The 18,973-nt window shown below is 56.4% G+C and carries 18 protein-coding genes, 2 tRNA genes and 1 rRNA gene; 7 read left to right on the top strand and 14 right to left on the bottom strand.

All coding sequences use genetic code 11. The features are described 5' to 3' along the window. Positions 1-135: 135 nt before the first annotated feature. Positions 136-465, bottom strand: coding sequence for a thioredoxin TrxA (gene trxA / locus P349_RS01810; RefSeq protein WP_006179218.1), 330 nt, complete (start codon positions 463-465; stop codon positions 136-138). Between the two features lie 144 nt (positions 466-609). Here trxA and rhlB point away from each other — a divergent pair, with 144 nt between their 5' ends. Beyond that, positions 610-1,878 (top strand): ATP-dependent RNA helicase RhlB, encoded by a 1,269-nt coding sequence (rhlB, locus tag P349_RS01815; protein ID WP_021242834.1) that lies wholly within the window; start codon positions 610-612, stop codon positions 1,876-1,878. Positions 1,879-1,883: 5 nt separating this feature from the next. Next, entirely contained in the window at positions 1,884-3,368 is a 1,485-nt protein-coding gene (gene gppA, locus P349_RS01820) for a guanosine-5'-triphosphate,3'-diphosphate diphosphatase (protein ID WP_032646095.1), read from the top strand. Positions 3,369-3,419: 51 nt separating this feature from the next. On the opposite strand, the gene rep is transcribed toward gppA, so the two are convergent. Beyond that, positions 3,420-5,444: a DNA helicase Rep gene (rep, locus tag P349_RS01825; protein WP_032646096.1), complete on the bottom strand. Its 2,025-nt coding sequence runs from the start codon at positions 5,442-5,444 to the stop codon at positions 3,420-3,422. A 112-nt stretch (positions 5,445-5,556) separates the two neighbouring features. Here rep and ppiC (P349_RS01830) point away from each other — a divergent pair, with 112 nt between their 5' ends. Both ppiC (P349_RS01830) and ppiC (P349_RS01835) read left to right on the top strand, forming a co-directional pair. After that, on the top strand, positions 5,557-5,838 hold the full coding sequence (gene ppiC / locus P349_RS01830; protein WP_004886860.1) for a peptidylprolyl isomerase PpiC: 282 nt from the start codon (positions 5,557-5,559) through the stop codon (positions 5,836-5,838). A gap of 50 nt (positions 5,839-5,888) precedes the next feature. Next, positions 5,889-6,170, top strand: coding sequence for a peptidylprolyl isomerase PpiC (ppiC, locus tag P349_RS01835; RefSeq protein ID WP_008501570.1), 282 nt, complete (start codon positions 5,889-5,891; stop codon positions 6,168-6,170). Positions 6,171-6,256: 86 nt separating this feature from the next. On the opposite strand, the gene ilvC is transcribed toward ppiC (P349_RS01835), so the two are convergent. Continuing rightward, the gene (ilvC, locus tag P349_RS01840; protein ID WP_021242831.1) at positions 6,257-7,732 is read right to left on the bottom strand and encodes a ketol-acid reductoisomerase; all 1,476 of its coding nucleotides are present in this window, start codon (positions 7,730-7,732) and stop codon (positions 6,257-6,259) included. Positions 7,733-7,884: 152 nt separating this feature from the next. On the opposite strand from ilvC, the gene ilvY reads away from it, so the two are divergent. Next, a complete protein-coding gene (gene ilvY, locus P349_RS01845) occupies positions 7,885-8,775 on the top strand; it encodes an HTH-type transcriptional activator IlvY (protein WP_023333829.1) in 891 nt (296 codons plus the stop codon). Here ilvY and ilvA read toward each other — a convergent pair. The 7 genes from ilvA to ilvL form a co-directional block, all read right to left on the bottom strand. Next, the gene (ilvA, locus tag P349_RS01850) at positions 8,772-10,316 is read right to left on the bottom strand and encodes a threonine ammonia-lyase, biosynthetic (RefSeq protein WP_039267211.1); all 1,545 of its coding nucleotides are present in this window, start codon (positions 10,314-10,316) and stop codon (positions 8,772-8,774) included. The two genes, ilvY and ilvA, sit on opposite strands and share 4 nt — an antisense overlap. 2 nt (positions 10,317-10,318) lie before the next feature. After that, on the bottom strand, positions 10,319-12,169 hold the full coding sequence (gene ilvD, locus P349_RS01855) for a dihydroxy-acid dehydratase (RefSeq protein ID WP_032646098.1): 1,851 nt from the start codon (positions 12,167-12,169) through the stop codon (positions 10,319-10,321). A 60-nt stretch (positions 12,170-12,229) separates the two neighbouring features. Continuing rightward, positions 12,230-13,159 (bottom strand): branched-chain-amino-acid transaminase, encoded by a 930-nt coding sequence (gene ilvE, locus P349_RS01860; RefSeq protein WP_023309654.1) that lies wholly within the window; start codon positions 13,157-13,159, stop codon positions 12,230-12,232. Positions 13,160-13,177: 18 nt separating this feature from the next. Beyond that, the gene (gene ilvM / locus P349_RS01865) at positions 13,178-13,441 is read right to left on the bottom strand and encodes an acetolactate synthase 2 small subunit (RefSeq protein ID WP_024907956.1); all 264 of its coding nucleotides are present in this window, start codon (positions 13,439-13,441) and stop codon (positions 13,178-13,180) included. Further along, entirely contained in the window at positions 13,438-15,084 is a 1,647-nt protein-coding gene (ilvG, locus tag P349_RS01870) for an acetolactate synthase 2 catalytic subunit (protein WP_032646099.1), read from the bottom strand. The genes ilvM and ilvG overlap by 4 nt, the downstream gene beginning before the upstream one ends. A gap of 2 nt (positions 15,085-15,086) precedes the next feature. Then, entirely contained in the window at positions 15,087-15,137 is a 51-nt protein-coding gene (ilvX, locus tag P349_RS26680; RefSeq protein ID WP_166792073.1) for a peptide IlvX, read from the bottom strand. 86 nt (positions 15,138-15,223) lie between these two features. Then, entirely contained in the window at positions 15,224-15,322 is a 99-nt protein-coding gene (ilvL, locus tag P349_RS25800) for an ilv operon leader peptide (RefSeq protein ID WP_001311244.1), read from the bottom strand. Between the two features lie 341 nt (positions 15,323-15,663). Here ilvL and P349_RS01875 point away from each other — a divergent pair, with 341 nt between their 5' ends. Then, on the top strand, positions 15,664-17,184 hold the full coding sequence (locus P349_RS01875) for a YifB family Mg chelatase-like AAA ATPase (protein ID WP_032646100.1): 1,521 nt from the start codon (positions 15,664-15,666) through the stop codon (positions 17,182-17,184). A gap of 30 nt (positions 17,185-17,214) precedes the next feature. Here P349_RS01875 and P349_RS01880 read toward each other — a convergent pair whose 3' ends face one another. Next, positions 17,215-17,553: a DUF413 domain-containing protein gene (locus P349_RS01880; RefSeq protein WP_008501577.1), complete on the bottom strand. Its 339-nt coding sequence runs from the start codon at positions 17,551-17,553 to the stop codon at positions 17,215-17,217. Between the two features lie 118 nt (positions 17,554-17,671). Here P349_RS01880 and hdfR point away from each other — a divergent pair, with 118 nt between their 5' ends. Next, the gene (gene hdfR, locus P349_RS01885; protein ID WP_024907953.1) at positions 17,672-18,493 is read left to right on the top strand and encodes an HTH-type transcriptional regulator HdfR; all 822 of its coding nucleotides are present in this window, start codon (positions 17,672-17,674) and stop codon (positions 18,491-18,493) included. 100 nt (positions 18,494-18,593) lie between these two features. Here hdfR and P349_RS01890 read toward each other — a convergent pair. From P349_RS01890 to rrf, 3 genes are all read right to left on the bottom strand, one after another. Then, a tRNA-Trp gene (locus P349_RS01890) sits at positions 18,594-18,669 on the bottom strand. A gap of 52 nt (positions 18,670-18,721) precedes the next feature. Further along, positions 18,722-18,798, bottom strand: a tRNA-Asp gene (locus P349_RS01895). A 56-nt stretch (positions 18,799-18,854) separates the two neighbouring features. Next, positions 18,855-18,970, bottom strand: a 5S ribosomal RNA gene (rrf, locus tag P349_RS01900). Positions 18,971-18,973 lie beyond the last annotated feature (3 nt).

The raw sequence follows: 18,973 nt of genomic DNA, 5'->3' as shown, positions 1-18,973 counted from the left end.
AGTATCGGGTAAAACAAGATTCAAACAACAAGATATGTTTAAAACGAAGTCATAGCTAACTTAGCACGACTTCAGCCGGGCGTCCAGAGTTCCACATCATTTAGCCGGGAGCTCTGAACGCACAGCGGAGAAACCTTACGCCAGGTTAGCGTCCAGGAACTCTTTCAGTTGACCTTTGGACAGCGCGCCCACTTTGGTCGCCGCCACTTCGCCGTTTTTGAACAGCAGCAGGGTCGGAATGCCACGGATACCGTATTTTGGTGCGGTGCCCGGGTTCTGGTCGATGTTCAGCTTGGCAACGGTCAGTTTGCCCTGATATTCGTCGGCGATCTCATCCAGAATCGGGGCGATCATTTTGCAAGGACCACACCATTCAGCCCAGAAATCGACGAGGATCAGCCCGTCAGCCTTAAGTACGTCCGTGTCAAAACTGTCGTCAGTCAGGTGAATAATTTTATCGCTCATATATAACTCCACAGGAATAAGCCTGGTACGTTGGTTTTGTCTCCACCAACGACGTGTTGATGTCGCATTAACCAACTAAAGGTTGACTTTATTTCACCGGATACGCTTTCGTAAAGCAATAGTAAGCTGATATTCTACCACACTATGAGCAAAACACATTTAACAGAACAGAAGTTTTCCGACTTCGCGCTGCACCCGAAGGTGATTGAAGCCCTTGAAAATAAAGGGTTTCATAACTGCACGCCCATTCAGGCCCTCGCGCTGCCGCTGACGCTGGCCGGTCGCGATGTTGCCGGGCAGGCGCAAACCGGTACCGGCAAAACGATGGCGTTTTTAACGTCAACGTTTCATTATTTACTTTCTCACCCAGCGATTGCAGACCGCAAAGTTAACCAGCCGCGCGCGCTAATTATGGCCCCGACGCGAGAACTGGCGGTACAGATCCATGCAGACGCTGAACCCCTGGCGCAGGCTACCGGCCTGAAGCTGGGTCTGGCCTATGGCGGCGACGGCTACGATAAACAGCTGAAAGTGCTGGAAAGCGGTGTGGATATCCTGATCGGTACCACCGGCCGTCTTATCGACTACGCTAAACAGAACCACATTAACCTCGGTGCAATCCAGGTTGTGGTGCTCGATGAAGCTGACCGCATGTACGATCTGGGCTTCATTAAAGACATCCGCTGGCTGTTCCGCCGTATGCCTCCGGCTAACCAGCGCCTGAATATGCTGTTCTCTGCAACCCTCTCCTACCGTGTGCGCGAACTGGCGTTCGAACAGATGAACAACGCCGAGTACGTGGAAGTGGAACCGGAGCAGAAAACGGGTCACCGCATTAAAGAAGAGCTCTTCTATCCTTCAAATGAAGAGAAGATGCGCCTGCTGCAAACGCTGATTGAAGAAGAGTGGCCCGATCGCGCCATTATCTTCGCGAACACCAAACACCGTTGTGAAGACATCTGGGGCCATCTGGCTGCAGACGGTCACCGTGTTGGCCTGCTGACCGGCGACGTGGCGCAGAAAAAACGCCTGCGCATTCTTGAAGAATTTACCCGTGGCGATCTCGATATTCTGGTCGCAACCGACGTGGCGGCACGTGGTTTACACATTCCGGCCGTAACGCACGTCTTTAACTACGATCTGCCAGACGACTGCGAAGACTACGTACACCGTATCGGTCGTACCGGTCGTGCGGGCGCAAGCGGTCACTCGATTAGCCTTGCGTGTGAAGAGTATGCGCTGAATCTTCCAGCCATTGAGACTTATATCGGTCACTCTATTCCGCAGAGCAAATACAATCCGGAAGCGCTGTTAAGCGAACTGCCGCCGCCTAAGCGTCTAACCCGCCCACGCTCCGGCAATGGTCCGCGTCGTTCAGGCGGCGCACCGCGTAATCGTCGTCGTTCAGGTTAAAAAATATGCTCAGCTCCACCTCGCTTTATGCGGCAATTGATCTCGGTTCGAATAGTTTTCATATGCTGGTTGTGCGCGAGGTGGCGGGAAGCATACAAACGCTGACGCGCATTAAGCGCAAGGTCCGCCTCGCGGCGGGCCTGAGCAGCGACAATCACCTCTCACCTGAAGCCATGGAACGTGGCTGGCAGTGTCTGCGACTCTTTGCCGAGCGTCTGCAGGATATCCCGCATGCCCAAATCACCGTGGTCGCCACTGCGACACTCCGCCTAGCGGTTAACGCCGTGGATTTTATTGCCAGAGCGCAGGAAATTCTAGGTTGTCCGGTTCAGGTTATCAGCGGTGAAGAAGAAGCTCGCCTGATTTATCAGGGTGTTGCACACACCACGGGGGGTGACGATCGTCGCCTGGTAGTGGATATCGGCGGTGCCAGTACCGAGCTTGTTACCGGCACCGGCGCGCAGGCAACGTCGCTGTTCAGCCTGTCGATGGGCTGCGTGACCTGGCTTGAGCGCTACTTTACCGATCGTAATCTGGGTAAAGAGAACTTCGACGAGGCAGAGAACGCCGCGCGCGAAGTGTTACGCCCGGTGATGGACGAGCTGCGCTATCACGGCTGGAAAGTCTGCGTGGGTGCCTCGGGTACCGTGCAGGCCCTGCAGGAAATCATGATGGCGCAGGGAATGGACGAGCGGATTACGCTTGCCAAACTTCAGCAGCTGAAACAGCGCGCCATTCAGTGCGGACGCCTGGAAGAGCTGGAAATTGAAGGCCTGACGCTGGAGCGCGCGCTGGTTTTCCCGAGCGGACTGGCCATTCTTATCGCTATTTTCACCGAGCTGAACATCCAGTGTATGACCCTGGCCGGCGGCGCGCTGCGAGAAGGTCTGGTCTACGGGATGCTGCATCTGTCGGTCGATCAGGATATCCGCAGCCGTACCCTGCGCAACGTTCAGCGTCGTTTTCTGGTTGATATCGATCAGGCAGGACGCGTATCGCAGCTGGCGTCACGCTTCGCCGATCAGGTCGCTAACGTCTGGGATCTTGATCCTCTGAGCCGGGATTTATTGCTGAGCGCCTGTGCGCTACATGAAGTGGGGCTGAGCATTGATTTTAAGCAGGCACCTGCTCACGCAGCGTATCTGGTGCGCAACCTGGATTTACCGGGCTATACACCCGCGCAGAAAAAATTGCTGGCAACGCTGTTGCTGAACCAGACCAATGCCGTTGACCTCTCGTCTTTGCATCAGCAAAACGCCGTACCGCCGCGCGTGGCCGAGCATCTGTGCCGCCTGCTGCGTCTGGCGATCCTGTTTGCCAGCCGCCGCCGCGATGATTTGCTGCCTGCAATTAATCTGGTGGCCGATGACGAGAAGCTTTCGCTGACGTTACCGGAGAACTGGATTGATCGTCACCCGCTTGGGGCAGAGATGATCGAGCAGGAGTGCCAGTGGCAGAGCTATGTGCACTGGGTGCTGGAAGTGAAGTAATGCGCTGAACATTGCCGGGTGGCGGCTTCGCCTTACCCGGCCTACTCATCATTATCCTTTCTCTTTGGCTTTTGCCAGCATGGCGCGGATATTTGCCACGTTAGCCTGCCCCTTGTGCATCCGCTCTTCTGCGGTAATCACTTTGCGCTCCTGTTCCCAAATCACGTCATCCTGCGGCAGCTCCAGCAGGAAACGGCTCGGCTCCGGGCGGACAAGTTCGCCATACTGACGGCGCTCTTTACACAGTGTGAACGTCAGCTCTTTCTGCGCGCGGGTGATCCCCACGTAGGCCAGGCGGCGCTCCTCGTCGACGTTGTCTTCATCAATGCTGCTCTGATGCGGTAACAACCCCTCTTCCATACCGACCAGATAGACATACGGGAACTCCAGACCTTTTGACGCGTGCAGCGTCATCAGCTGTACCTGATCGGCCTCTTCTTCGCTCTCGCCCCGCTCCATCATGTCGCGCAGGGTAAAGCGGGTGACCACCTGCGTCAGGGTCATCGGCTCGTCGATTTCAGAGCCTTCCAGCATTTCGGTCATCCAGCTGAAGAGCTGGTTTACGTTCTTCATGCGCATCTCAGCCGCTTTCGGGCTGGCCGACGTTTCGTACAGCCAGGACTCATAGTCGATGCCGTGAATAAGATCGCGCACCGCCGCCACCGGCTCGCGCTCCGCGAGACGTTGCACTTCGCCAAGCCAGTGGGTGAATCGCGTTAATGAATCATACCCGCGTCCGGTTAACGTCTGGCTCAGCCCCATGTCGAAGCTGGCGGTAAACATACTTTTGTTGCGGGTCATCGCCCACTCGCCGAGCTTTTGCAGCGTCGCCGGGCCAATCTCGCGTTTTGGCGTATTCACGATGCGCAGAAACGCGCTGTCGTCATCCGGGTTAGTGAGCACGCGCAGATAGGCCAGCAGATCTTTGATTTCTGGTCGTGAGAAGAACGACGTGCCACCCGAGATTTTGTACGGAATGCGGTTCTGCATCAGCATCTTTTCAAAGACGCGCGACTGGTGATTGCCGCGATAGAGGATTGCGTAATCCTTATATTCGGTTTTGTTGACGAAGTGGTGGGCGATGAGTTCGCCCGTCACGCGCTCCGCTTCATGATCCTCATTGTTGGCGCTGAGCACTTTCAGCTCCGTGCCGTAGCCCAGTTCGGAGAAGAGACGCTTCTCAAACACGTGCGGGTTATTGGCAATCAGGATGTTAGCTGCTTTCAGGATACGCCCGGAGGAGCGATAGTTCTGTTCCAGCTTAATCACCTGCAGCGCCGGGAAATCTTTGCTCAGCAGCACCAGGTTTTGCGGGCGCGCGCCGCGCCAGGAGTAAATTGACTGGTCATCATCGCCTACCACGGTAAAACGCGCGCGCTGCCCCACCAGCAGCTTCACCAGCTCGTACTGGCTGGTGTTGGTGTCCTGATACTCATCCACCAGCAGGTAACGGATTTTGTTCTGCCAGCGCTCGCGCACCTCTTCATTGCGCTGCAGCAGCAGCGTCGGCAGCAGGATCAGGTCGTCGAAGTCCAGCACGTTGCACGCTTTCATATGTGCATCGTACAGACCGTAGCAGTGGGCGAAGATGCGATCCCGTTCGCCTTTGGCGATCGCCGCGGCCTGGGCCGGCGTCATCAGATCGTTTTTCCAGTTCGAGATCGTCGAGATCAGCTGCTGCAACAGCACTTTATCATCTTCGATCAGCCCCTCGGTGAGCTCTTTGAGCAGCGCCACCTGATCGGTGTCATCGAAGAGCGAGAAGTTGGACTTCATTCCCAGCGCCGCATACTCGCGTTTGATGATATCCAGCCCCAGCGTGTGGAAGGTGGAGATCATCAGGCCGCGCGCCTCTTTACGGCCCAGCGTCTGACCGACACGCTCTTTCATCTCGCGCGCCGCTTTATTGGTAAAGGTGACCGCCGCAATGTGTCGCGCCTGATACCCGCAGTTGTGGATCAGATGGGCGATTTTGTTGGTGATCACGCGGGTTTTACCCGAACCGGCCCCTGCCAGCACCAGGCATGGTCCAGTAACGAATTCGACCGCTTGTTGTTGTCCAGGGTTTAAACGCATGGGAGTATTGCTCAATCTTCGAACGGGGTGTGGATTGTAGCAGAAAGCCGGGCGCAGATTTACCGGCTAATGATAAAGTGGAGAAATCGCGTTTAACCCTTAGAGCAGAACCATGAAAAAGACCGCAGCAGCCCTGCATATTCTGGTAAAAGAAGAGAAACTGGCCCAGGAGATCCTGGCCAAGCTGGAGCGCGGCATCAGCTTTGATCATCTGGCGAAGCGTTACTCTAAATGCCCGTCCGGGCGCAATGGCGGTGATCTTGGGGAGTTTCAACAAGGTGCGATGGTCGGCCCGTTCGATCAGGCGGTCTTTAGCTGCCCGCTTCTGAAGCCCTACGGCCCGGTAAAAACCAAATTTGGCTACCATATCATTAAGGTGCTTTATCGCCGCTGACGCGTGGTATATTGCGCCCCGATTTATCTCAACCTATTCAAGGCACGATCATGGCAAAAACAGCAGCAGCACTGCATATTCTTGTTAAAGAAGAGAAACTGGCTCTGGATCTTCTGGAGCAGATAAAAAACGGCGCCGACTTCGGCAAACTGGCGAAGAAGCACTCTATCTGTCCGTCAGGCAAACGCGGCGGCGATCTGGGTGAATTCCGCCAGGGTCAGATGGTACCGGCGTTCGATAAAGTGGTCTTCTCCTGCCCGGTGCTGGAGCCAACCGGCCCGCTGCACACGCAGTTCGGCTACCACGTGATTAAAGTGCTGTATCGCAAATAAAAAAGCCGGGTGGCGGCTGCGCCTTACCCGGCCTACATCTTACGGTTTTGTAGGTCGGGTAAGCGAAGCGCCACCCGACAAGATTGTTAGCCCGCTACCGCGATACGCTTCATATCGGTCATGTAGCCACGCAGTTTGTGACCCACTTTCTCGATCTGGTGGCTGCGAATCGCTTCGTTCACGTCGCGCAGCTGCGCGTTGTCCACGGCACCTTCAGCAATCGCTTTGCCCAGATCGCCCGTCTGCAGAGTGGTCATAAACTCTTTCAGCAGCGGTACGCAGGCGTAAGAGAACAAGTAGTTACCGTATTCTGCGGTATCAGAGATCACCACGTTCATTTCGTACAGACGCTTACGGGCGATGGTGTTCGCAATCAGCGGCAGCTCGTGCAGTGATTCGTAGTATGCAGACTCTTCGATGATGCCGGAATCGACCATGGTTTCGAACGCCAGCTCAACGCCTGCTTTCACCATCGCGATCATCAGGACGCCTTTATCGAAGTACTCCTGCTCGCCGATTTTACCTTCATACTGCGGCGCGGTTTCGAACGCGGTCTTACCGGTCTCTTCACGCCAGGTCAGCAGTTTCTTATCGTCGTTCGCCCAGTCTGCCATCATGCCGGAAGAGAACTCGCCGGAGATGATGTCGTCCATGTGTTTCTGGAACAACGGCGCCATGATGGTTTTCAGCTGTTCAGACAGCGCGTAAGCACGCAGTTTTGCCGGGTTGGACAGACGGTCCATCATCAGCGTAATACCACCCTGCTTCAGCGCTTCGGTGATGGTTTCCCAGCCGAACTGAATCAGTTTTTCAGCGTAGGCCGGGTCAGTACCTTCTTCCACCAGCTTGTCGAAGCACAGCAGAGAACCGGCCTGCAGCATGCCGCACAGAATGGTCTGCTCGCCCATCAGGTCAGATTTCACTTCGGCAACGAAGGACGATTCCAGAACGCCCGCACGGTGGCCGCCGGTCGCCGCTGCCCATGCTTTGGCAATCGCCATGCCTTCGCCTTTCGGATCGTTTTCCGGGTGAACTGCGATCAGTGTCGGCACGCCGAAGCCACGCTTGTACTCTTCGCGTACTTCCGTACCCGGACACTTCGGTGCCACCATCACTACGGTGATGTCTTTACGGATCTGCTCGCCCACTTCAACGATGTTGAAGCCGTGGGAGTAGCCCAGCGCGGCACCGTCTTTCATCAGCGGTTGTACAGAACGTACAACGTCTGAGTGCTGTTTGTCCGGGGTCAGGTTAACCACCAGATCCGCCTGCGGGATAAGCTCTTCGTAGGTACCCACTTTGAAGCCGTTTTCGGTCGCTTTACGCCAGGAAGCACGCTTCTCGGCAATCGCTTCTTTACGCAGGGCGTAGGAGATATCCAGACCGGAGTCACGCATGTTCAGGCCCTGGTTCAGACCCTGTGCGCCACAGCCGACGATGACCACTTTTTTACCCTGAAGGTAGCTCGCGCCATCGGCAAATTCGTCGCGCGCCATGAAGCGGCATTTGCCCAGTTGCGCCAGCTGCTGGCGCAAGTTCAGTGTATTAAAGTAGTTAGCCATGGGTGATACCTCGTGATGTTGTGTGTCTTATTGTTCGGTTCGCGTTTCAGCGAGAATGTACCCACATTACAACAGGAAATTTATTGCGGAAATTGATATATTCACAACGTCACGTTGCAATTTTTGCAATATAAAAAGAGGGAGTGGAATCAGTGGATTTACGCGATCTGAAAATGTTCCTGCACCTGGCGGAAAGCCGTCACTTTGGCCGCAGCGCGCGGGCGATGCACGTTAGCCCCTCCACGCTTTCGCGCCAGATCCAGCGCCTCGAGGAAGACCTCGGCCAGCCGCTGTTCGTGCGCGACAACCGCACCGTCACCCTCACGGAAGCGGGCGAAGAGTTGCGCATTTTTGCCCAGCAGACGCTGTTGCAGTACCAGCAGCTGCGTCACTCGATTGACCAGCAGGGGCCGTCGCTTTCCGGTGAGCTGCATATTTTCTGCTCCGTGACCGCCGCCTATAGCCATCTGCCGCCCATTCTCGACCGCTTCCGCGCGGCACATCCGTCGGTTGAAATTAAGCTCACTACCGGCGACGCCTCCGACGCAATGGAAAAAGTGGTGACGGGCGAAGCGGATCTCGCCATTGCCGGGAAGCCGGAAACCCTGCCGGGTGCGGTAGCGTTCTCGATGCTGGAGAATCTGGCGGTGGTGCTGATTGCCCCCGCGCTGCCCTGCCCGGTGCGTAATCAGGTGTCGGTGGAAAAACCGGACTGGTCCACGGTGCCGTTTATCATGGCCGATCAGGGGCCTGTGCGCCGCCGCATTGAGCTGTGGTTCCGCCGTCAGAAAATCAGCAACCCGTCGATTTACGCCACGGTCAGCGGCCATGAAGCGATGGTGTCGATGGTGGCGCTGGGCTGCGGCGTGGCGCTGCTGCCGGAAGTGGTGCTGGAAAATAGCCCGGAACCGGTGCGCAATCGCGTAATGATTCTGGAGCGCAGCGACGAGAAGACGCCGTTTGAGCTTGGCGTGTGCGCACAAAAAAAGCGGCTGCATGAGCCGCTTATTGATGCGTTCTGGACGATATTGCCGAACCACTAACCTGCCAGGAAGAACCTGAACGCCGGGTTATGGGTTTCGTCGTGACACTCATAGCCCAGCTCGTTCAGCCGCGTTTCGAAATCCGGCTCGTGCTCGCCCAGTTCAAACGCCGCCAGCACGCGGCCGTAGTCGGTACCGTGGCTGCGGTAGTGGAAAAGGGAGATGTTCCAGTGCGTGCCCAGCGTGTGCAGGAACTTGAGCAGCGCGCCCGGCGATTCCGGGAACTCGAAGCTGAACAGACGTTCCCTGAGCGGCTTCGATGGACGCCCGCCGACCATGTAGCGCACGTGCAGCTTCGCCATCTCGTCGTCAGAGAGATCGACCACGCTATAGCCGCCCTCATGCAGCAGGTTGAGGATCTCTTTGCGCTCCTCCACGCCGCGGCTCAGGCGCACGCCGACAAAAATACAGGCGTCTTTGGCATCGGCAAAACGGTAGTTAAACTCCGTCACCGAACGACCGCCCAGCAGCTGACAGAACTTCAGGAAGCTGCCCTTCTCTTCCGGGATGGTCACCGCCAGCAGCGCTTCCCGCTGTTCGCCCAGCTCGCAGCGCTCGGAAACGTAGCGCAGACCGTGGAAGTTCACGTTGGCACCAGACAGCACGTGCGCCAGACGTTCGCCGCGAATATTGTGCTGCGCGATGTATTTTTTCATCCCTGCCAGCGCCAGCGCGCCGGACGGTTCCGCCACCGCGCGCACGTCTTCGAACAGATCTTTCATCGCCGCGCAGATGGCGTCGCTATCCACCGTGACGATATCGTCGAGATACTCCCGACACAGGCGGAACGTTTCGTCGCCAATACGCTTCACCGCCACGCCCTCGGCAAACAGCCCGACGCGCGGCAGGTCGACCGGATGGCCCGCATCCAGCGCCGCTTTCAGGCAGGCGGAGTCTTCCGCTTCCACGGCAATGACTTTGATCTGCGGCATCAGCTGTTTGATCAGCACCGCCACGCCCGCGGCCAGGCCGCCGCCGCCGACCGGCACAAACACGCGGTCGAGATGGGCATCCTGCTGCAGCAGTTCAAGCGCCAGCGTCCCCTGCCCGGCAATCACCATCGGGTGGTCGAACGGCGGCACCCAGGTGAACCCCTGCTGCTGCGCCAGCTCGATCGCTTTGGCTTTCGCTTCGTCGAAGTTAGCCCCGTGGAGCAGCACTTCGCCGCCGAAACCGCGTACCGCATCGACTTTGATGTCGGCGGTAGCGACCGGCATCACGATCAGCGCTTTCAGACCTAAACGGGCCGAAGAGAAAGCGACACCCTGCGCGTGGTTGCCCGCCGAGGCGGTAATCACGCCGCGCGCTTTCTGCTCGTCGGTCAGCCCGGCCATCATCGCGTAGGCGCCGCGCAGCTTGAAGCTGTGCACCGGCTGACGGTCTTCGCGCTTGACCAGGATAACGTTGTCGAGGCGCGAAGAGAGTTTTTCCATTTTCTGCAGGGGCGTAACCTGCACGGCTTCATAGACCGGCGCGCGCAGCACCGCTCTCAGGTATTCCGCCCCCTCGGGGGCGGCGGATAAGGGTTGTGACTCGGCCATCATTAGCCCCCAAGTTTAGATTTATCGCGCACCGCGCCTTTATCTGCACTGGTGGCAAGGCTCGCGTAGGCGCGCAGGGCGAAGGATACTTCGCGCTGGCGATCTTTCGGCGTCCAGGCTTTGTCGCCGCGGGCCTCCTGGGCTTCACGACGGGCCGCGATCTCCTGGTCGGTAAGTTTGAGCTGAATGCCGCGATTAGGAATGTCGATTTCGATCAGGTCGCCGTCTTCGATGATGGCAATGTTGCCGCCGCTTGCCGCTTCCGGTGAAACGTGGCCGATGGAGAGACCAGAGGTGCCGCCGGAGAAACGCCCGTCGGTGATCAGCGCGCAGGCTTTACCGAGGCCCATCGATTTGAGGAAGGTGGTTGGGTAGAGCATCTCCTGCATGCCCGGGCCGCCTTTCGGCCCTTCATAACGGATGACAACCACGTCGCCTTCCACCACTTTACCGCCCAGGATAGCGTCTACCGCTTCATCCTGGCTTTCGTACACTTTCGCCGGACCGGTGAATTTCAGGATGCTGTCGTCCACGCCAGCGGTCTTCACGATGCAGCCGTTTTCCGCAAAGTTACCGTACAGCACGGCCAGGCCGCCGTCTTTGCTGTAGGCGTGTTCCAGCGAGCGGATGCAGCCTTCGGCGCGGTCATCGTCCAGGGTGTCCCAGCGACAGTCCTGCGAGAACGCCTGGGTGGTGCGAATACCGGCAGGACCCGCGCGGAACATTTTTTTCACCGCGTCGTCTTTGGTCAGCATCACGTCGTACTGGTCCAGCGATTCCGGCAGCGTCAGGCCGAGGACGTTTTTCACGTCACGGTTCAGCAGCCCGGCGCGATCCAGCTCGCCGAGGATACCGATGACGCCACCGGCACGGTGCACGTCTTCCATGTGGTACTTCTGCGTACTCGGCGCGACCTTACACAGCTGCGGCACTTTACGGGACAGCTTGTCGATGTCGCTCATGGTGAAGTCGATTTCGGCTTCCTGCGCGGCGGCCAGCAGGTGCAGAACGGTGTTGGTGGAACCGCCCATGGCGATATCCAGCGTCATGGCGTTCTCGAACGCCGCTTTGCTGGCGATGCTGCGCGGCAGCGCGCTGGCGTCATCCTGCTCGTAGTAGCGTTTGGTCAGCTCAACGATACGTTTACCGGCATTGAGGAACAGTTGCTTACGGTCGGCGTGGGTCGCCAGCAGCGAGCCGTTGCCCGGCTGAGAAAGACCCAGCGCTTCGGTCAGGCAGTTCATGGAGTTCGCCGTGAACATCCCGGAACAGGAGCCGCAGGTCGGACACGCGGAGCGTTCCACCTGGTCGCTCTGCTCGTCAGAGACTTTCGGGTCCGCGCCCTGGATCATCGCATCAACCAGGTCGAGCTTGATGATTTTGTCGGAGAGCTTGGTTTTCCCCGCTTCCATTGGGCCACCGGAGACGAAGATCACCGGAATATTCAGGCGCAGGGAGGCCATCAGCATCCCCGGAGTGATTTTGTCGCAGTTGGAGATACAGACCATTGCATCGGCGCAGTGGGCGTTAACCATGTACTCCACCGAGTCGGCGATCAGTTCGCGCGACGGCAGTGAATAGAGCATGCCCCCGTGACCCATCGCGATACCGTCATCCACCGCAATGGTGTTGAACTCTTTCGCCACGCCGCCGGAGGCCTCGATTTGCTCGGCAACCAGCTTACCCAGATCGCGCAGGTGCACGTGGCCCGGAACGAACTGGGTGAAGGAGTTCACCACGGCGATAATTGGCTTACCGAAATCGGCGTCGGTCATTCCGGTGGCGCGCCACAGTGCGCGGGCACCCGCCATGTTACGGCCGTGGGTGGTGGTGGCTGAACGATACTTAGGCATGCTTTATTTACTCCCGTCTGACTATGTAATGGGACGGTGCGTGCCGTCCCAAATTTATACTTAGTGATTAACCTGATCCAACCAGCCGTATTTATCTTCTGTTTCGCCGGTGAAGAGGCCAAAGAACGCTTGCTGAATGCGTTTGGTGACCGGGCCACAGCGGCCTTCGCCCACCTGGATACCGTCTACGCTGCGCACCGGCGTGATTTCAGCCGCGGTACCGGACATAAAGACTTCATCCGCCAGGTACAGGGATTCGCGAGATAGCACCTGCTCGCGCACTTCGATACCCAGATCTTTCGCCAGCTTGATGATGGCATCACGGGTGATGCCCGGCAGCGCGGACGAGGTGAACGGCGGCGTGAACAGGATGCCGTCTTTCACTTCAAACAGGTTTTCACCTGCGCCTTCGGAGATGTAGCCGTTTACGTCCAGGGCGATACCTTCCTGATAGCCGTGACGGCGCGCTTCGCTACCGACCAGCAGTGAAGAGAGGTAGTTACCGCCAGCTTTCGCGGCGGTCGGGATGGTGTTTGGCGCAACGCGGTTCCAGGAAGAGACCATTGCGTCGATCCCCTGCTCCAGGGCTTCTGCACCCAGGTAGGCACCCCATGGGAACGCGGCAATGATCACATCCGTGGTATAGCCCGCTGGCGGGTTCACGCCCATACCGACGTCGCCCACGAAGACCAGCGGACGAATATAGGCGCTGGTCAGGTTGTTCTTACGGATCACATCGCGGCAGGCTTCCATCAGCTCATCCACGCTCTGAGATACCGGGAAACGATAAATTTTGGCTGAGTCATGCAGACGCTGCATGTGTTCGCGATGGCGGAACACCACTGGCCCTTTGTGAGAATCGTAGCAGCGGATGCCTTCAAACACGGAGGTACCGTAGTGCAGCGCGTGGGACATCACGTGGACCTTCGCGTCCTCCCAGCGAACCATCTCACCGTTGAACCAAATGTAATCAGCTTTTTTTGTCGTCATTTTTTCGTCCTGTCACGCTTAAGCGCGGATTTGTTGTGATGTGGTTGTGCTCTGGCAGATGGCAACATGGGCAACGTCTACCAGCTTTGATAACTGACTAAACAGTAAGTCGACCGACCGCGGGCTGGCAACGGTTAATTCGATACTGATATTCCGGGCGTCAGTGGCCGTCTCCATATTCATAGAGCAAATCTGAAAACCACGATGACGCACCACGCGCAAAACGCGTTCTAAGGTTTCCGGGTTGAAGCGAGCCTGTACGGCGACCTGATGCTGCATCATGATAATTTCTCCATCATTTGTGAGTTACTGGCACCAGGCGGTACCAGCGGCCAGACGTTCTCGAGTTCATCGATTGAGACATGAAGCAGGTAAGGCCCCTCGCTGTTCAGCATGGTGTCGAGCGCCGCTTCAACCTGATCTTTACGGGTGATGTGCTGACCAGGGATGCCAAAAGCGCTGGCCAGCATGAGGAAATCGGGGTTATCGGTAAGGGTCGTTTCGCTGTAACGCTCCTGGAAGAACAGCTGTTGCCACTGGCGAACCATCCCTAAACGCTGGTTGTCGAGCAAGACGATTTTCAGCGGCAACTGCTTGCGCTTAACGGTGCCGAGCTCCTGAACGTTCATCATGAAGGAGCCGTCACCGGAGATACAGATTACGGTATCGTTCGGGCGGGCAACCTGTGCGCCAACGGCGGCTGGCAGACCGAAGCCCATCGTCCCTAACCCGCTGGAGGTGATGAAGTTTTCCGGGCGGGTGTAGGTCATGTGCTGCGCGGACCACATCTGATGCTGGCCTACGTCGGTGGTGACGACACTGTCAGCCGGTTTACGGTCGGACAACTGCTTCAACAGCAGCGGCGCGTAGATAGCCTCGCCGGGGTGGTCGTAACGCCAGGCGTGCTCGGCGCGCATGTCTGCGGTGTGCTGACGCCATGCATTGATATCCAGCGGCTGCTGCAATGCCGGTAACAGCGCGTTGAGATCGCCCTGGAGGGCAACGTGCGCCTGACGCAGCTTGTTCATCTCCGCCGGGTCGATATCCATATGGATCACTTTGGCGTTCGGCGCAAAGGTATTCAGCTTGCCGGTGACGCGGTCGTCAAAACGGGCACCTACGGCGATGAGCAGATCGCACGCCTGCACCGCCAGGTTTGCCGCTTTGGTGCCGTGCATCCCCAGCATGCCCAGATAGTAGGGGTAATCCGCGTCGACAGCACCGAGACCTTTCAGCGTGCAGGTCGCTGGCATCTGCGTTGTTGCGATAAATTCGCGCAGGGTTGGAACGGCCTGCGCCATGCCGACGCCACCGCCGACGTACAGCATCGGCTGTTTCGCCTGCGCCAGCATCTGACGGGCCTCTTCAACTTCCGCATCCGGAAACGCATTGTCGCTTTCAACGGTTGAGAAGTGCGGTTCCAGATCGCCGAATGCCACCTGGATATCTTTCGGGATATCGACCAGAACCGGACCAGGACGACCTGAGTTTGCCACTTCGAACGCTTCTGCCATTACGCGCGGCAGCTCTTCCAGAGACTGGACGAGGAAGCTGTGTTTGGTGCAGGCCAGCGATAAACCGAGGACGTCGACTTCCTGGAAAGCGTCGGTACCGATGAACGAAGACGCCACCTGCCCGGTGATGGCGACAACGGGAACGGAATCCAACAGCGCGTCAGCCAGGCCGGTGATGAGGTTAGTTGCGCCCGGGCCTGAAGTCGCCATACACACGCCCGTTTTACCTGTCGCGCGGGCATAGCCGATGGCTGCCATCGCTGCACCCTGCTCGTGTCGGCACAAGAGATGTTCCACGCCGCCGTCATACAGTGCATCGTAAATCGGCATAATTGCGCCACCCGGATAACCGAATACTGTTTCGACTCCCTGCGCGCGCAACGCATGTACTACCCACTGTGCCCCATTCATAGTTAGTTCCCCGTCATAAATCGGGAGAAACAGAATTTTGTGCTAGTCGTCATGCTCTGCTCCTCATTTGCGTTTTTTAGTCATAAAAAAACCCCCGGACCTTTCGGTGCGGGGGTCTTAGTTCGTTAAGGCTTGATTTCTAAGCCTTTCCTCGTCCAAGTGCAGCCCCGCACGGTGGGATAATAATCACCACCACGCTAATCACGACCAGGCTAATCACTCGTAGAAGGGCTGTCATTTTCAGTTCTTTTTGCATCTTGTTCGAAGGAATACCTAAAGAGTTATCACAGTTTTTAATTCAAACACAAGATTTATTTATGACGGATTTGGTTAGTCCGCGAATCATATTTCTTAAAAGCGTTGTTTTATATACGGAAATTAGAAAATGAATATTTTTCATTTTTTTTCTGCGGTTCTTAACGTCAAAACGGGGCTTTTTACATTCTGCGAGGAGGCTTCCACGGTTATGCAAGAGTTTCAGTATGCGATTAAAATCTCTGAACAGGCGGCGTAAATCCGCAAAATGACGCTAAACAGACAAAAAAAGCGCTGGCATAGTCGCACCAGGAGGTAGTGCAAATGTCACTGTCAGTTGTTTATACGCGTGCGGCTCTCGGGGTAAAGGCACCGCTTATTTCCGTCGAGGTTCATTTGAGTAACGGGCTACCCGGACTCACGCTTGTCGGGTTACCTGAAACGACGGTTAAAGAGGCCAGGGATCGCGTTCGCAGCGCAATAATAAATAGCGGTTATGCCTTCCCCGCGAAGAAGATCACCATCAACCTTGCTCCTGCCGATCTTCCCAAAGAGGGTGGGCGATATGATTTACCTATCGCAATTGCTCTTCTCGCGGCTTCTGAGCAGCTTAATACGACACGGCTAGGCTCGTATGAGTTCGTTGGCGAACTCGCGCTTACAGGCGCGTTAAGAGGCGTTCCCGGGGCGATATCGGGAGCGCTGGAAGCCATACGTGCAGGGCGGCAAATCATTGTCGCCAATGAAAACGCATCAGAAGTGAGTCTTATCGCGGAAAAAGGATGCCTCATCGCGGGGCATTTACAGGAAGTTTGTGCATGGCTGGAAGGGCGACATGAACTGTCCGAGCCGGAGGAGTGTGATGATGTTATAGCGGATGCTCCAGAGGATCTCAGCGAGATTATGGGGCAGGAGCAAGGGAAACGGGCGCTGGAGATTACGGCTGCAGGGGGACACAATCTTCTGTTAATTGGTCCGCCGGGTACGGGTAAAACCATGTTGGCGAGCAGATTGAGTGGGTTGCTTCCACCGCTCAATAATCATGAAGCGCTGGAAAGTGCCGCCATATACAGCCTCATCAGTTCTGCATCGTTGCAAAAACAGTGGCGCCGTCGCCCTTTTCGTTCCCCACATCATAGCGCTTCACTGACGGCAATGGTCGGCGGTGGGTCTATCCCCGGGCCGGGTGAGATCTCGCTGGCACACAATGGCATTCTGTTTCTTGATGAATTGCCGGAGTTTGAGCGCCGCGTGCTGGATGCACTGCGGGAGCCCATTGAATCCGGCGAGATACATATCTCACGCACGCGGGCCAAAATAAGCTATCCCGCGCAGTTTCAGCTGGTCGCTGCGATGAATCCCAGCCCGACGGGCCACTACCAGGGCAACCATAACCGCTGTACGCCAGAGCAGACATTGCGCTATCTCGGTAAGTTATCCGGCCCGTTCCTCGACCGTTTCGATTTATCTCTCGAAATCCCGCTTCCTCCACCGGGCCTGCTCAGGCAAACGGGCATCACGGGTGAAAGCTCAGCAGAGGTACGCGAGCGGGTGATTGCAGCCCAGAAGCGGCAGTACGCCCGTCAGAACAGGCTAAATGCGCGGCTGGATAATGCCGGGATCCGGCAGTTTTGTTCTCTTAACATTGAGGATGCGGGATGGCTGGAGGAGACGTTGACGCGGTTCGGGCTATCCATACGTGCGTGGCAGCGTTTGTTGAAAGTGGCCAGAACCATTGCTGACGTGGAGGGGTGCACTGACATTGAGAGGAAACATTTGCAGGAGGCGCTGAGCTATCGCGCTATCGATCGTTTGCTGCTGCATCTGCAGAAGTTGCTGGCATAAAAAAAGGGGCCGTAGCCCCTTCTTATCATCTTAGTCATCAGACTCGGTGTAGTCTTCTGCACCTTCCATCTGCGGCTTACCGCCAGACAGCGTATGGAAGCGCTTTGGACGCTTAATGCGCGCCATGTACTTGATCCACACACGTTCCGCTTCAGACTGCGGCTCACGCTCACCACGGCAAACAGAAACAAACTGTTTTTCGTCTTCGGTTGCAGGTTCACGCTTACCCAGATCCAGCTCGTTAAAGGCATAACCATGGCGCTCAAGCAGTTGAGCTTCTTTGATGGTGAAATCGCCGTGACGAGAGAACCCGCGCGGATAATGTTTATTGTCGAAAAAACGATTAGTCGTCGTAAAGCTTTCCGCCATCCTACACGCTCCTAATTCTTTGGCCGAGCTATTTATGGCGCGGAGTATTAGTTACGCTTGACAGAGTGTAAAACAAAACATTTAAATCATAACGACAAATAATTTTGCGGAGAAAGATGTGGATACGGAATTGCTTAAAACTTTCCTTGAAGTGAGCAGAACACGCCACTTTGGGCGAGCAGCGGAAGCCCTTTATCTGACGCAGTCAGCCGTCAGTTTTCGTATTCGACAGCTGGAAAATCAACTGGGTGTGAATCTTTTTACCCGCCATCGCAACAATATTCGCTTAACGCCTGCCGGCGAGAAACTGCTGCCGTACGCTGAAACGCTCATGAATACCTGGCAGGCGGCACGCAAAGAGGTGGCACATACGTCGAGGCATAATGAGTTCTCGATAGGGGCCAGCGCTTCCCTGTGGGAATGTATGCTAAGTCAGTGGCTTACCCGGCTTTATCATTCACACAGTCACCTGCAATTCGAAGCCAGGATTGCGCAACGGCAGTCGCTGGTTAAGCAACTTCATGAGCGCCAGCTTGATCTTCTGATCACAACCGAAGCCCCCAAGATGGACGAATTTAGCAGCCAGATTGTGGGTCAGTTTGGACTGGCGCTTTATGCCTCTGAACCTTCGATGATGAAGGCAGACCTGACCTATTTGCGGCTGGAATGGGGGCCTGATTTTCAGCAGCATGAGACGGGATTGATTGCACCTGATGATGTTCCGCAGCTAACGACCAGCTCTGCGGAGATCGCCTGTCAGCAGCTGCCCTTGCTGAGAGGTTGTACCTGGTTACCTGTTCGCTGGGCAGATACTAAAGCGGGGCTGCATACGGTGCTGGATTCCACCACGCTTACCAGGCCGCTGTATGCGATTTGGCTGCAAAACAGTGATAAGCAATCACAGATAAAAGATCTGTTAAAAATCAATGTAATGGATTGATATATCAGCCAGCAGGAATGCTGGCTGAAAAATTAAGAAAAGCGTTTTCTGCAGCGTTTCAGGCAAAAAAAAATCCTTTGCCGAAGCAAAGGATTCTATATGGCAGGGGCGGAGAGACTCGAACTCGCGACACCCGGTTTTGGAGACCGGTGCTCTACCAACTGAGCTACGCCCCTAAAGTTTTTGCCATTAAGCCTGCCGATAGGGCAGGCTTAATGTCTTAATAAGTGGCGGAACGGACGGGACTCGAACCCGCGACCCCCTGCGTGACAGGCAGGTATTCTAACCGACTGAACTACCGCTCCACCGAAGACTGCTTGTAACCACCGGATTTATGCACCGGCTTACTACTTAATTTGATGCCTGGCAGTTCCCTACTCTCACATGGGGAGACCCCACACTACCATCGGCGCTACGGCGTTTCACTTCTGAGTTCGGCATGGGGTCAGGTGGGACCACCGCGCTAAAGCCGCCAGGCAA

Source organism: Enterobacter sp. DC4 (assembly GCF_000568095.1).
GTDB classification, from domain to species: Bacteria; Pseudomonadota; Gammaproteobacteria; order Enterobacterales; family Enterobacteriaceae; genus Enterobacter; species Enterobacter pseudoroggenkampii.
The sequence above is the reverse complement of the archived record's forward strand: the minus strand, read 5'-3'. Positions and strand labels throughout refer to the sequence as shown.